11 protein-coding genes are annotated in these 15,219 nt (G+C 50.4%); all 11 read left to right on the top strand.

Features of this window, described 5'->3' with window-relative positions; translation table 11 throughout:
* The first annotated feature begins 1 nt into the window (after position 1).
* The 11 genes from ACE5KN_RS13740 to ACE5KN_RS13690 all read left to right on the top strand — a co-directional run bounded on the left by ACE5KN_RS13740 (position 2) and on the right by ACE5KN_RS13690 (position 15,215).
* Positions 2 to 850: a PfkB family carbohydrate kinase gene (locus ACE5KN_RS13740; protein ID WP_375524808.1), complete on the top strand. Its 849-nt coding sequence runs from the start codon at positions 2 to 4 to the stop codon at positions 848 to 850.
* 31 nt (positions 851 to 881) lie between these two features.
* Positions 882 to 1,886 (top strand): SIS domain-containing protein, encoded by a 1,005-nt coding sequence (locus ACE5KN_RS13735; RefSeq protein ID WP_375524809.1) that lies wholly within the window; start codon positions 882 to 884, stop codon positions 1,884 to 1,886.
* A 32-nt stretch (positions 1,887 to 1,918) separates the two neighbouring features.
* On the top strand, positions 1,919 to 3,988 hold the full coding sequence (locus ACE5KN_RS13730) for a hydantoinase/oxoprolinase family protein (protein WP_375524810.1): 2,070 nt from the start codon (positions 1,919 to 1,921) through the stop codon (positions 3,986 to 3,988).
* Between the two features lie 2 nt (positions 3,989 to 3,990).
* Positions 3,991 to 5,736, top strand: a complete 1,746-nt coding sequence (locus tag ACE5KN_RS13725; protein WP_375524811.1) for a hydantoinase B/oxoprolinase family protein — start codon at positions 3,991 to 3,993, stop codon at positions 5,734 to 5,736.
* 439 nt (positions 5,737 to 6,175) lie between these two features.
* Positions 6,176 to 7,168: an ABC transporter ATP-binding protein gene (locus ACE5KN_RS13720; RefSeq protein ID WP_375524812.1), complete on the top strand. Its 993-nt coding sequence runs from the start codon at positions 6,176 to 6,178 to the stop codon at positions 7,166 to 7,168.
* Positions 7,165 to 8,172 carry an ABC transporter ATP-binding protein gene (locus ACE5KN_RS13715; protein ID WP_375524813.1) on the top strand — a complete coding sequence of 336 codons (1,008 nt, stop codon included), beginning with the start codon at positions 7,165 to 7,167 and terminating at the stop codon, positions 8,170 to 8,172. Before ACE5KN_RS13720 ends, ACE5KN_RS13715 begins: the two co-directional genes overlap by 4 nt.
* The gene (locus ACE5KN_RS13710; RefSeq protein WP_375524814.1) at positions 8,165 to 9,109 is read left to right on the top strand and encodes an ABC transporter permease; all 945 of its coding nucleotides are present in this window, start codon (positions 8,165 to 8,167) and stop codon (positions 9,107 to 9,109) included. The genes ACE5KN_RS13715 and ACE5KN_RS13710 overlap by 8 nt, the downstream gene beginning before the upstream one ends.
* A 39-nt stretch (positions 9,110 to 9,148) precedes the next feature.
* Positions 9,149 to 9,973: an ABC transporter permease gene (locus ACE5KN_RS13705; RefSeq protein ID WP_375524815.1), complete on the top strand. Its 825-nt coding sequence runs from the start codon at positions 9,149 to 9,151 to the stop codon at positions 9,971 to 9,973.
* A gap of 67 nt (positions 9,974 to 10,040) precedes the next feature.
* Positions 10,041 to 11,609, top strand: coding sequence for an ABC transporter substrate-binding protein (locus tag ACE5KN_RS13700; RefSeq protein WP_375524816.1), 1,569 nt, complete (start codon positions 10,041 to 10,043; stop codon positions 11,607 to 11,609).
* 98 nt (positions 11,610 to 11,707) lie between these two features.
* Entirely contained in the window at positions 11,708 to 13,570 is a 1,863-nt protein-coding gene (locus tag ACE5KN_RS13695; protein WP_375524817.1) for a cache domain-containing sensor histidine kinase, read from the top strand.
* A gap of 28 nt (positions 13,571 to 13,598) precedes the next feature.
* Positions 13,599 to 15,215: a response regulator transcription factor gene (locus ACE5KN_RS13690; RefSeq protein WP_375524818.1), complete on the top strand. Its 1,617-nt coding sequence runs from the start codon at positions 13,599 to 13,601 to the stop codon at positions 15,213 to 15,215.
* The last annotated feature ends 4 nt before the right edge of the window (positions 15,216 to 15,219 follow it).

Here is a 15,219-nt window from a genome sequence, read left to right as displayed (position 1 = left end):
GATGAAGCTGATCGGAATCGGAGACAATGTCGTCGACTATTATCAGGATCAGTCCATGATGTATCCGGGAGGGAACGCTTTGAACGTTGCCGTTGCAGCCAAGCGAAATGGAGCGGAACACAGTGCGTACCTGGGGTTGGTTGGTGACGATGAAGCCGGGGATTATGTGCTGAAGTGTCTCCAATCGGAGGGCATTGAAACAGCCCGGATGAGACGCGCTTATGGTCCTAACGCCTGTGCATCTGTCGCCCTGAATGAGGCAGGTGACCGCATATTTACCGGAACAAACCGTGAAATGCGTGTTCAGTCGCTGCTGAGTTTACGCCTGACAAAAGAAGACCTTGACTACATTAACCGCTTCGATGTCATCCACACCAGTGTGAACAGCAGCATTGAGCATGAGCTTCCGAGTTTGTCGCACAAGTCCGTCTCCTTTGATTTTTCGACAAAGCAGAAATGGACATCACCGTATTTGCAGGCCGTATGTCCTCATCTTACGTATGCTTTTTTTTCGGGAGCCGACATGAACGATGATGAAATCTTTCGCCTTGTTGAAGAAACGCTTGTGTATGGCGTGAAGGTGGTCGGAATTACCAAAGGCAGTGAACCCGCAATGTTTTTCGAACATGGACAAATGTATCGGCAGCCGCCGCTGCCTGCACATGTGGTGGATACGATGGGGGCAGGGGATTCATTTATCGGTAGCTTTCTCGCTTCGTATCACGGGCACCGCGATATGGTTGAGGCTTTGCGAAAAGCGGCTTACTCGGCCTCCGTCACCTGCGGATTTTACGGTTCTTTCGGATATGGGACGCAGGCGGCTGATTCCGTTCGAGAAACGGCCCGGTAACTGCATAACTAAAACAGAGGAGGAAGAACAGATGGCACAAGTACCAGCTTATACAAAAGCGGAGGAGCAATTGGAGCGTATTTTTGAGGCATTTAAGGAGAGGGAAATTCAGCGGGTTTTTTATGTCGCCTGCGGCGGCTCTTCGGCCCTCATGTACCCGAGTAAATATTTCCTGGATCGGGAATCGAAAAATATTACCGCAGAAATCTACAACTCCAATGAATTTATTCATCGTAATCCAATGTCATTGGGAGAGAAATCTCTCGTCATTCTTTGTTCACATAAAGGGAAAACGCCTGAAACGACCGCAGCAGCCAAATTCGCCAAAGCCAAAGGCGCATTGGTGGTATCGCTTATGTATGTGGAAACGGCCCCGCTTGCGGAGGAATCGGATTTTATCGTGAATTACAGCTGGATCTCGGCCGGCAACATGGAGCCAAACCCGGAAATTATGAACTATGCCATCCTTTATAAGCTTGCAATGGGACTCCTGTATGTGAAAGAAGGCAACCGGAAATATGAAAAGCTCGTAAGCAGCCTGCAGCATCTGGACACCGTGTTTGAGAAGCTCATGAAAACGTATGCGGAAAAAGCAAAGGCTTATGCCAAAGAGGTTAAAGATGAGAAAATCATCTATACGATGGCATCGGGCTCCAACTATGGCATGGCTTATTCTTTCGCCATTTGTATACTTATGGAAATGCAATGGATTCACTCGCACGCGATACATGCAGGGGAATTTTTCCACGGACCTTTTGAAATTCTGGATGAAAATGTGCCTTTCATTCTGCTTATGGGCCTTGACGAGACACGTCCGCTTGAGGAACGCGCGCTTGCTTTCCTTGAGAAGCATGGCAAAAAAAATCTCGTATTGGATGCCAAGACATTTGATCTGACAGGCATTGATGAAGAGGTTCGAGGTTACATTGCGCCGCTCGCCATCAACTTTGTCCTGCGGATGTATGCATTGGCCCTGTCCAAGGAACGAAACCACCCGCTGGAAACGAGACGCTACATGTTCAAGATTCCTTACTGATCGGGATACACCAAACTGTGGGAGGGATGTAAATGCGTTTTATGGTAGGTGTGGACGTCGGCGGTACGTTTACGGACGTGACGCTTGTAGATACGGTTACCGCTGAAATCGTGAATCATAAGGTACCTTCGACTCCGGCTGATCCCTCGCAAGCGATTATGGCGGGCATCAGGCAAATACTGGAGATGAACCACGTGCCATTTGACCAGGTAATGTATCTGGCACATGGCACCACGGTCGCAACCAATTCGCTCATTGAACGTAAAGGGGCTGTCACAGGCCTGCTCGTTACCGAAGGGTTCCGGGATCTGCTGGAGATCGGACGGCAGACTCGTCCAGGTCTGTACGACTTTTTCAAGGAAAAACCGGTTCAGGTCATTCCCGGGCAGCTGTGTCTGGAAGTGGAAGAGAGGTTGTATGCGGACGGCAGCAAGCGAAAAGAGCTTAATAAAGACAGTCTGCGCAAGGCGATCGAAGAGCTTAAGCAGTCGGGTGTGCAATCTATCGCCGTATGCTTCCTGTTTTCATACCTGAATCCCGAGCATGAAAGGCAAGCCGTGGAGGAAATCCGGCGTCTTTTCCCTGAAGTGTACGTTTCCGCCTCGTCGGAAGTAGTGCCTGAATTCCGCGAATATGCCAGGCTGAGCACAACAGCTATCAATGCCTACCTCGGCCCGGTTATGCAGCAGTACATGCAAAATTTCCAGCAGTCTGTCAGGGAAGCAGGGATTCCTGTGGATCCTTACATAACCCAATCGAGCGGCGGGATTATTTCTATTCAGGAATCGGTCGCAGCCCCCGTCCGCACCGCGGTTTCGGGTCCGGCCGCAGGTGTCGTCGCGGCTGCGCGGCTGGCAGAGCTGACAGGCTATAAAAATATGATCACATTTGATATGGGGGGCACGTCGGCGGATTTCAGCCTGATCGAGAACGGCGAGCCGAAGGTTTCCATGGAGCGTGAAGTGGAAGGTTTCCCTGCGCGCATCCCCATGCTGGACATTCACGCGTGCGGGGCCGGAGGCGGTTCGATCGCCTGGCTTGATGCGGGCGGTGCCTTAAAGGTGGGTCCTGAAAGCGCGGGCTCTTTGCCGGGACCTGCTGCTTACGGACGCGGCGGTACAAAGCCGACCGTCACCGATGCCAACGCGATTCTGGGCAGACTCAACCCTGACGGCATTCTGGGCGGACGGATGTCATTGGATGTGGAAGGCGCCAGACGAGCGGTGGAGGAGCATATCTGTACACCAACCGGCTTGTCGCTCATGGATGCAACCATGGGCATCCTGTCCGTGGTTAATGCGAACATGACACGTGCTATCCGTCTCATTTCCATCGAAAAAGGGTATGATCCGCGGGAATTCACACTGGTGTCATTCGGTGGCGGCGGAGGCCTGCATTGTGGGGCGCTGGCACGGGAGCTGGGCATTCCGCGCATATTGGTTCCGCCTTCTCCCGGCACCTTCTGCTCGCTTGGTCTGCTTGTAGCCGATATTCGTTTCGACTTTGTGCGTTCTTCACTGCAGCCCGGGACTGCCAGCGGACTGGACGTGATCCAGGAATTGTACGCCGAGATGGAACGGGAAGCGAACAAGATGCTGGAGAAAGAAGGAATTGCCGTACCGAACCGAAAATTCGTCCTGGGATTGGATACCCGCTTCAAAGGACAAAATTATGAGCTGACTGTGCCGGTCGAATGGTCTGAGCTTACTCCGAACGGCATAGCCGCAATTCTCGAACGCTTTCATGAAATGCACGAAAAAAATTACGGTTACTCCAACCGAAACGGGCAAATTGAGTTTGTGAACTATCGGGTGACGGCATTGGGCATGCTGCCGAAGGCTGCACTGAAGAGAGCAGAGGAACATCGCGAAGGCAAGCCTGTTCCCTTTGTAGTCCGTGACGTCTACTTCGCCGAGAACGGTCATGCAGAAACCTGTGCGACGCCTGTCTACAACCGGACCGATCTGCAGCCGGGAGACCGGCTCACAGGGCCGGCGATCATAGAACAGATGGATTCAACCATCCTCGTTTTGCCGGGGCAAACGATGGAGGTGGACCCGTACCGAAATATGATTATTCATACCTTCAGTGAGGAGGACTAACGATGGAACGGATCGATGCAATCACACTGGAGATCGTCGCGAATCTGTTGCTTTCGGTGGCAGAGGAGATGGGGGTAACGCTCGTTAAAACGGCGTACTCCACGAATATCAAAGAGCGCAAGGATTGCTCTACTGCCATATTTGATGCAGAGGGCAATATGATTGCCCAGGCGGAATACGTGCCTATGCATCTTGGCTCCATGCTGGGTGTTGTTTCCGAGGTGCTGACCAAGTTCCCCAGGGAATCTCTTCAAGACGGGGATGTTTTCGTAACGAATGACCCGTACGCCGGCGGGGGTACGCATTTGCCGGACATTACGATGGTTACGCCGGTATTCGTGGAGAATCGTCTTGTGGCCTTTGTAGCCAATATCGCTCATCATTCCGATATTGGAGGCATGGTGCCGGGAAGCGTATCGGCCCATTCGGACAATATTTTTCAAGAGGGGCTCCGGATTCCGCTCGGACGAATCTGCCGGGCAGGAACCCTTGTTCAGGAGACATATGATTTTATTATTCTGAACACCCGTACTCCTTATGAACGGGCCGGAGATTTGAATGCCCAGATCGCCGCCAATCTCGCGGGAGCGAAACGAATGGCCGAGGCGGTACAAAAGTATCAACCCGATTACTTTGCGGCTTGTACAAATGCGCTGCTGGATTACGCCGAGCAGCTCATGCGAGCAGGTATCCGCACGCTTCCAAACGGAACGTACACGTTTGAGGATTATTTGGATGATGCGGGGGAAAACTCCGAGACACCGATTCCCATTCGTGTACAGGTCACCATTGATGACGGAACGGCAAAGCTTGATTTTACAGGCTCAAGCCCCCAGGTGCCGGGCCCTTTGAATATGACGTATTCCGGACTTTTGACGACAGCGTTTTATTGCTTTAAGGCAGTGGCCGGACAAACCATCTTTGCGAATCACGGGATTTACCGGGCGCTCCAGGTGACCGCTCCTGAAGGGTCCATTGTGAACTGCAAGCTGCCTGTTCCGGTTGGACAACGGATTGATACGGCTCAACGGGTAGTTGACGTCATATTGGGCGCTCTGGCTCAGATCGCGCCGGAACGTGTATTAGCCGCATGTAACAGTGTAGTGACCTCGGCAATTTTTTCCGGAATGAATCCGGCTACCGATCAATATTTCGTTTATCTGGAGACCATAGCCGGGGGTTCGGGGGCTCATCACAGGGGGGATGGACTCAGCGGTGTTCAAGTGCACATGACGAATACGTCCAATTTGCCTGTAGAGGCTCTTGAGCGTGAATATCCGGTTATGGTGGAACGTTACCAGCTGATCGAGGATTCCGGCGGCGCCGGCAGGTTTCGCGGGGGACTTGGAATTCGGAGGGACTTTCGCATCCTGCATGACGGCTTGAGCTACACGGGCCTTGGCGACCGGCATAAATTTGCTCCATGGGGGCTTTGCGAGGGTAAAGCCGGCAGTCCCGGGCAGTTTATGCTGACAAGAAAGGGTGGAAATACGGAAGTATTGGGCTCGAAGGTGTCGGGCATCACTTTGAATCATGAAGATCTGGTTACCGTCTGTTCACCGGGCGCTGGCGGATATGGGCATCCTTATGAACGAGAGCCCGAGCTTGTTCTAAATGACCTCAGAGAGGGCAAGATTTCCCTGGCAGCCTGCAGAAATGAATATGGCATCGTCCTGAAGCGAACTGAAGAAGGCTATGAAGTGGACGAAGCTGCAACCGAAGCCGTAAGAACGGCAGTGAGAGCATAACGGGCACATTGCTCAGGATGACTAGATCCGCCTGCACATGTAAGGTTATGGAGTCTTAAAGGTCGAGAACAGAGTATTTTACTTCTGTTCTCGACCTTTTGCCATATAAGCCACCGCGGGTTTTAGGCATGCGAAAGAAGGATCTCAGGACAAAAATACAGAAAAATCATAAAAATTTCCCTTTAACTGCAGCCAGAACGGAAATCACTCCGTCGATCAGGGCGCCACGCTCAAAGACCGTATGAATTTACCGTGAAAACCGCTCATCCATACATGGGATAAAATATAACACTTTATTATAATCATCTTAAGATATCAGCAAAAAGAAAACGGTATCAATAACACGAAACTGCCGCTTCACTTCTTTTGCAAAAATATTGTGTCATTATAGTTATCTTCAATGCGTGGCGAAAGCGTACTACAGGGAAAGGTGAAGCCTATGGAAAAAGAACTGCTGCGAATCAGTGATTTGACGACCCAGTTTAAAACGGACCAGGGCGTGTTCCCCGCCGTCAGCGAATTGAGCTTAACCGTAGGCAGACGCGAAATTGTGTGTGTCGTCGGTGAAAGCGGCAGCGGCAAAACTGTCGCCTCCCTTTCTGTAATGCAGCTCATTCCGTCATTTGCCAGCATCACCTCAGGTGAGATTTGCTTTGAAGGCAGTGACTTGCTTAAGCAAAACAAGAAAAAGATCAATGAGATCAGGGGCGGAAAAATCGCAATGATTTTTCAGGACCCGATGGTAGCGCTGGACCCGGTATTTACCTGCGGAAGCCAGATCGTCGAGGCGATTCTGATGCATGATCGCCAGCCGCGCAAGCAGGCGCGGGAGAAAGCGCTGGATTTATTGCAGCGGGTAGGCATTGCCCACCCGGAGCGTGTATTTGATTCTTATCCGCACGAGCTGTCGGGCGGAATGTGCCAGCGTATCATGATTGCCATGGCGCTTTCCTGCAACCCGAAGCTGCTTATTGCAGATGAACCGACGACAGCGCTTGATGTCACGGTGCAGGCGCAAATTCTGGAGCTTCTCAAACAGCTCCGGGACGAGATGGATATGAGTATTTTGCTCATCACTCATGATCTTGGCGTGGTGGCTGAAGTCGCGGACAGGGTAGCGGTAATGTATGCAGGCAAAGTTATGGAAGAAGGCGATGTCCGTTCGGTTTTTAAAAACCCCCAGCATCCCTATACCCAGGGCCTGCTTCGATCCATTCCCCATCTGGACCGGAAAGACGGGAAATTGTACAGCATTAGCGGATCAGTGCCCAGCATCGCATCCATGCCGTCCGGCTGCCGATTCCATCCCCGCTGTCCGCTGGCAAACGATCTTTGTCGGCAGCAAGAGCCGGGATTAATCACTTCAGGCGCCGGAACCAACGTGCGATGCTGGAAAGCAGAAGAACAGTCGAAGGAGGGGACGGTGGGATGACAGATACACTGCTTGAAGTAAGAGGGGTTAAAAAGTACTTTCCGCTTCACAAGTCCCCCTTCTCCAAGAATAAAAGTTTTGTCCAGGCTGTCGACAACGTTAATTTCTCCATCCTGAAAGGGGAGACCTTTGGACTGGTCGGAGAGTCTGGCTGCGGCAAAAGCACATTGTCCCGCGTGATCATGCGTCTGATTGACGCGGATGAAGGGCAAATTCTTTTCGACGGACAGGATTTGCTTTCTCTCAGGGGCAATGCGCTGAGAAGGCAGCGCAAGCAGTTTCAAATGGTCTTTCAAAAACCGTTTGAATCCTTGAATCCGCGCAAGACCGTCGGAGACATCATCGGTGCTCCTCTTCAAATCCATGGGGTCTTGAATCATAGTGACCGGAAGCGTGAAGTGCGGCGGCTGCTGGAGCTCGTAGGGCTTAGTCCGCAATATATCGACAGATATCCGCATGAATTTTCCGGGGGACAGCGGCAACGGATTGGAATAGCCCGGGCGATTGCCATCAATCCCAGGCTGATCGTCTGTGATGAAGCGGTGTCGGCACTTGACGTATCCATTCAGTCTCAGATATTGAATTTGCTGCACTCGCTGCAGGAGGAGTTCGGGTTAACCTACCTGTTCATCTCCCACAATCTTTCGGTCGTCAAATACATGAGCGATCGCATTGCGGTCATGTATTTGGGGAAAATCGTCGAAATCGCCAGTGCCGAGTCACTGTACACGGGAGCGAAGCATCCGTATACCCGGGCTTTGCTTTCGTCTATCCCCATCGCCGACCCTGATGCCAAGAAAGAACGTATTGTGCTCGGCGGCGATGTACCCAGCCCGGTCAACCCTCCGTCCGGCTGCAGGTTCTGTACGCGGTGTCCCGAGGCGCTTCCTGTGTGCAGTGAAGTAAGTCCCGAGTTTGTATCCATTTCCGCTCAGCATCAGGTGGCCTGTCATTTATATACCGATCAGGCGGTAAACGGAGAGGGGGAAAGTCAGGATGGCTAGGTTTGTCGGTGTGAAGCTGTATACATTGATTTTGCAGGTATGGGTCGTATCGACACTCGTTTTTATGCTGATTCATCTGATGCCGGGCGACCCCGCGGCACTGGTGCTGGGTACAGAACGGGGGGCTGACGCGCAGGCGCTGGCTGAAATGAGGAAGACTCTTGGACTGGACCAGCCGCTGCTGCAGCAGTACATAAGCTGGATTTCCAGCTTTGTCCGGCTGGACATGGGCAACTCGCTGTTTGACCAAACCGCGGTAAGCACCTTTATCGCTCAGAGACTGCCCAACACGATTGAGCTTGCGGTGGTCTCCATCATTCTTGCAGTAATCATCGGAGTTCCGCTCGGGATTGCCGCCGCCCTGAAGCGGCAAAGCTTTCTCGATCTGCTGCTCTCTTCCACGGCCGCACTGGGCATTTCGTTCCCTGTGTATGTTCTTGGGGCGTTCCTTATTATATTGTTCAGCTTCCAGCTTCAGCTGCTGCCTGCAGGAGGTTTTACCCCTTTCTCGGAGGACCCGGCGAAGCATATACAACGGCTGGCACTGCCGGCCATCACGCTGGCGCTCGGCCTTGCGGCCTCCATCGCAAGAATGACACGATCCTCCATGCTGGAAACGCTGGGAAAGGATTATGTTCAGACACATCGGGCCAAAGGGCTTCCCGAGTGGTCCGTTGTGTTCAAGCATGCGTTTCGCAACGCGATCATTCCGGTAGTTACAATTATCGGTTTGCAGCTGGGCAATCTGATCGGTGGAACCGTCCTGGTCGAATATTTGTTCAACTGGCCGGGAATGAGCACGCTGCTCGTAAATTCCATCGGCAATCGGGATTATCCCTTGATCCAGGGTTGTATCGTCGTGATGGCCACATTTTTCATCGTCGTCAACATGCTGGTCGATATTTTATACGGTCTCATGGACCCTCGTGTGCGGTAAGGCATGGAACGAAGCTGGATAGGAAGGAGGCAACGATAGATGTTAAAACGGTGTTTGAAAAACAAAACCTTCGTTCTTAGCTTTGCTGTGCTGTTTCCCATTCTGATCATTGCGGCTATCGGACCCTGGATCATTCCCCATGACCCGCTTGAGCTTAATCCCAACCAGGTTCTGAGTCCGTCGTCTGCAGCTTATCCGCTGGGCACCGATGAATTTGGACGGGATATTCTCAGCCGGCTGATTTTGGGTATTCGCCCGTCCCTTGCCGTGGCTCTTGGTTCCACGCTGCTCGCTTTCATGCTTGGTCTTGCATTCGGCATCGTTTCGGGTTATTTTCGGGGTTTCATGGAGAAGCTCGTCATGCGGGGCGTAGATATCCTCTTATGTTTCCCCCCCATTTTGCTTGCTCTGATGGTTGTCGGGATGTGGGGCGCAGGGGTTGCCAATTTGATGGTCATCATCGGTATTGTGTATGCCCCCCATTTCGCCCGTATTGCTTATTCATCCACCCTGCAGATCAAAAGGCAGGAGTTCGTGGAGAGCGAGCTGTCGCTGGGCGCTTCGCATGCTCGGATTATCACCGGCTGCATATTGCCTAATATTCTTCCTCCACTGATTATTCAGATCAGCCTGACGATTGCAGCAGCCATATTGCTGGAGTCCGGGCTCAGCTTTCTCGGGCTGGGTGTCATTCCGCCAGAGCCTTCCTGGGGACAGATGATCGGCCAATCACGTGGTTATATCACCCTGAATCCGATGTATGCCGTATGGCCGTCCTTGTGTCTTGGCGTGACCATTCTTGCGATCAATCTGATGGGTGACAGCTTGCGGGACATTCTTGACCCGAAATTGAATCGCTCTTGAAAGGAGTAACACGGTCCGGCTTGACCTGCGGATCTGCAATTCATACAACCGGGGAGGAAAACAAACGATGAGTCGATGGATTTCGAAAATGAGCTTTATTGTGGTTTTGGTATTTTTGTTGAGCGCCTGTAACTCGGCAGACAATGGATCGTCGAGCGGAGCGCAGGGAACAGCCGGCGAGGAGACCACGCTAAGATTCGCATTATCCGGTGAACCGTCAACGATGGACCCGTTAGTCCAGAACGGCACAGTTGGCAGGACTATTAAGCTGGCCATCTATCGCGGATTGCTGAACTACAACAAAGACGGTGAGCTCAGCAATGAATTGGCGGAATCCTATACGATTTCGGATGATCAAAAGAAATATACATTTACCTTGCGGGATGCGAAATTTCATAACGGCGATCCGGTGACTGCCGAGGATGTGAAATATACATTCGAACGCATTGCGAATCCGAAAAATAGTGCAACCTTTAAAAATGAGCTTTCCATTATCGACAGCATCGATGCCGTGGACGATAAAACGGTTGTGATGACGTTAAAGGAGCCGAGCGCTTCATTTGTGCACTACCTGGCTCTGCCGGAGTCCGTCATCGTCAGCAAGAAATGGACGGAGGAAAAGAATGGGGACCTTAACGCAAATCCGATGGGCGCCGGTCCGTTTGAGTTTGTAAAATGGACCAAAGGCCAGGAGCTTGTCGTTAAGCAATTTTCAGGATATTACAAGACTGACAAGGACCCGGTGGACAACATCCGCTTTATCTTTTATCCGGACGAAAATACAAGAGTGAACGCTTTGCGTGCAGGGGATGTAGACTTAATTGACTCCGTTCCCTGGAAGGACTCGGCTTCCCTGGAGCAGGACTCGAATTTGAAGCTGGACAGTGTAAGCGGCCCTTTCATGCAGCTTCAGTTCAATACGCAATTCACGCCGTTCAGCGACCCGCGTGTACGTAAGGCGATCGCATACGCGATCGACCGGAATACCATCATTAATACCGCATTCAACGGCAGAGGCGAACCGATCTATGGCATGGCCATTCCGGAAGGGTATATGGGGTATAATGAAAAATTCACCAATTATTTCGAGTATAATATCGATAAGGCGAAGGAGCTGCTTGCAGAAGCCGGCTACCCGAATGGTTTCAAGGCGCGCTTGCTGGCCACGGCACAATACGCTTACCATCAGCAAACCGCAGTGGCTATTCAATCTGAATTGAAAAAAATCGGTATTGAGGTAGAGCTTGACCTCCCGGACTGGGCGACAAGAATCAAGAAAAATACGGAAGGCAGCTATGATTTCCTCGTGGCCGGTACGGCAGGGGATATTACGGATGCAGACTGGCTCAGCAACTTCTATGCGGGAGGAGCTGTACGTTTGAACAACTCCGCCTATTTTGACGACCCGGAAATCAACAAGCTGCTTGATGAGGGACGGAAAGAGCCGGACGAAAAGAAACGCTCCCAAATTTATGAGCAGCTGATTGAGCGCAGTCTGGATCTGTCTCCATTTGTGTATCTATCCTGGCGGGAGCAGAGTTATGCAATGAAGGCCAATGTTGAGGGCTTTAAAAACCTTCCCGGTTTTCTTACCTTCCAATCCGGTGTTTCGTTAGAAGATGTGACGGTTCGTTAAATCATATATGCATCCCCCAGATGACACGTCTGGGGGATGCTGTATAATAACAGGTAACGCTTAATAAAATCTGCAGACAACACCAGGTGGCTTCCATGATGAGGATCAAACAGCTCGCACACCTCTTGTTCAGCCAGCTTCAAATCAGAATTATCGTTTCGATCGTTCTCTTCCTGTTTTTTGCCGTCTCCATTTCCTTGCATGTAAGCTTTAAACAAACAGAGTCTCATTTTCTTGAAGAAACCTCCGGTCTGCTGAACAGCAATCTCGAACTGATGGGAAACCGTATTGAAGGAATCAATCTCGATATGATGAAGCTTTCCAATCTGTTAAACTCGGACGATGTTATTCTGGATGCCCTGACCGGGTTCAGTCGGGGAGAAGACTTTAGCCCCTTTCAGCGCATTAAAAGCGAAAGAGAGCTGACCTCAGCTGATTACACTCGTATTTCTAAAATTGAAAACCATATTTTTTCTGTTAAAAACAGCGCCCTTTTTAATTATGACGCGTTTATAGCCGTCATCAGTGCTGATGGGTTGATTGGTTCCGTAAAAGGCAATATTGGTCAATTGGAGCCTGAGTTCAAGATGGGCTTCGCAGATTGTGTGCGGTCAGAGAGCTGGTTTCGTGAACTGGCCGGACAGGAAAAGAATATAACCTGGGTTGTGCCGTTTGGCAATTGCCACAAAGCTTCAGACAGCGACGGACAATACATATCGCTGGCCCGAGCCGTCAAGAGCAGCTATACCGGCGAACTGCTCGGCATGATTCTCATCCAGGTTGATCTGGATACTTTGAAACCCCTGTTTCAGGCGCGGACTGGAGCGACCTATTTTGTGCTCAATGAAACCAATGATGTGTTTATGGTGTATGGCGACGGCGAGCTGCAGGATATTTCGGCTATGAAAGACCGGCTCCGGTTATATGGAACCCGCAAGGGCTCTTTTGTCGGCATCATGAACGATGAGCGGTACGTTATGAATTATTATATTTTGAATGATCTTCATTGGACGATTGTTTCCGCCTCACCTTATAAAGCAGTCATGAGAAATACGACAGCGATCAAACACGAAGTGCTGACGATCAATTATGTCGCATTCGGATTGTTCTTATTGTTCAGCGTGGCGCTGATTGTCTATATTACCAATCCGCTCAAGCGGCTTATTCATCAGCTTAAAAAGAAAAAGATCGGTGTTTACAGCTTAGGAACACAAGAGATGACGTATTCCAATGATGTGCATGGCATCGTTAGAAGCTTCGATCATTTATTCGAACGGGTAGAAGAACTGGTGGAAAAAGTGATTTTGGAACAAAAACGGGAGCAGGAGCTGAAGTATGAAGCATTAAAAGCGCAAATCAATCCCCATTTTCTGTTTAATACGTTAAACGGAATCAAGTGGACTGCCATGATGAACGGTGCGGATACGGCTGCGGAAATGATTGCCGACCTGGGACGATTGCTTGAAGTGAGCATGAACAAAGGGGATGAGCATATCCTCCTGAAGGAGGAAATGGAGCTTGTACAGGCATACATGAATATCCAGAATGCCCGGTTTAACGAAAGTATCGAGCTTCATGTCCGCCTTCCCGCTGAACTTGAGCATGCCCTGATTACCAAGCTTTTGCTGCAGCCGCTCGTAGAGAATTCCATGCTACACGGATTTCGAGGCAACAAGGTGGGGGGAAGGATTGAAATCGATACGTGCCGGTTAAATGGAGACATCCTGATTCGTATACAAGATAACGGAGAGGGAATCCCTCCTGAGCGGCTGAAGACACTTCTTGCAGCACCTTCACCCGCCGGAACAGGCCATATGGACAAATTTAACGGAATTGGTCTATCCAATATACACAATCGACTGCAGCTTAAATATGGTGAAGGTTATGGTTTAACGATAACGTCCATTCCGGGAGAAGGCACATGTGTCTCCGTATTGTTTCCTGCACAAATAAGAGGATGAAGAAACGACAGAACGGAGGTCTTCCCTTATGCTGAAAGTAATGGTCGTCGATGACGAAGCATTGGTCAGAATTGGTATTAAGTCATGTATCGATTGGGAGAAGCAGCAATTCGATTTTGTCGGTGAAGCGGAAGACGGTCTGCAGGCACTTGCACTGATGGAACGCAGCCATCCCGATATTGTGATGACAGACATTATGATGCCGAATATGGACGGGTTGCAGCTCATTGAAACGATCAACCGCAGATACCCCCGTATAAAGGTGATTGTCCTCAGCTGCCTGAACGATATGGATACCGTCAAAAAGGCGATCAAGCTGGGAGCGGAGGATTACATTCTTAAGCTGTCCATGAAACCGCAAAATTTGCTGGAGGTATTGCTCAGGACCAAGGCGGTCATCGAGGAAGAGACGAGGCGGAAAGCGGAAAAGGTAAACCTGGAAACGGTGTTTCATTCCAACAGGCAGATGATCAAAAATGGCCTGTATGCCAAATGGATCGAAGGTTCATTATCCCATGAAGCCTTTTTGAAAGAATACTCGTTAATCGACGTGCAGCCGGATTTCCCTCCATACCTTGTCGTCTGCTGCACGATCGACGATTGGCAGAACGCTCCGCTTCAGAGCAGAATCAGAGACAGGCATCTGCTGTCTTCATCGTTTGTAAACATTTGTATGGAAAGCCTGAAAGACTTTACTGGCGGAGAAGTGGCGGAACTGGAGGAAGGCGCGTATTTGATCCTGCTGCAATCCCCTTACCCTGATAGGGTGCCTGATCAACTGACCCGCTTTTTTCACAAGATGAATCTATCGCTGAAGCGTTATTTAAATATTTCTGTATCGTTTGCCGTCTCCGGTCTGACCACTTCGCTGGACAAGGTTCCCGTATTGTATGCCCAAGCCAGGGATTCAGCGGAATACCGGTTTTATAAAGGAAAGGAATCCATCATTTTTGCAGACTCGCTGACCACGTTCAAAGACAGAGATATTATTATGCCGGCGGATGAGGAAAAGCTGCTCACCGAGTATATTTACTCGCACGACAGGGAAGGGGTGACCCGGATATTAAATCAGTTGTTCCAAACCCTTGCCGCCAGTGCGTCGCATCATCCGATCCGTGTCAAAACAGCTCTTCTGAATATCCTGTACAGCTTTCAGAAGGTTCTGGCGCCTTATGAGGAACAGTTGCCTCCCGCTTTTGGCGCAGCCAATTTAAAATTCACGCAGCTCATTCTGAATGCCGACACATTGGCCAATCTTCAAGAGCTGACCCTGGAGTATGTCGAGCATTATTTCAGGTCCTTGCCTGCCGCAAGCGGATTACAGACCCGTCCCGAAATCAAAAATATTAAACGTTATGTGTACGAACATATCGAGCAGGCGATTTCACTGGAGGATGCAGCAAAATACGCAAATATGAGCAGAAGTTATTTCTCCTATATTTTCAAATCCGAAGTGGGGGAAAGCTTTACCAATTTCGTTAACCGGACGAAAATGGAGAAAGCCCGGGAGCTGATCGCAATGAATAATCTGAAGGTGTATGAAGCAGCCGAACGGGTCGGTATCAAGGATGAGGCTTATTTCAGCAAAGTATTTAAAAAATATATCGGTGTAAGCCCGGGAAAGGTAAAGAAAACCTTCATCTAAGATA

This window comes from Paenibacillus terreus, assembly GCF_042138595.1.
In the GTDB taxonomy this organism is placed as follows: Bacteria; Bacillota; Bacilli; order Paenibacillales; family Paenibacillaceae; genus Paenibacillus; species Paenibacillus terreus.
Note: the sequence above shows the minus strand (reverse complement) of the source record. Positions and strands in the feature narration are given on the sequence as shown.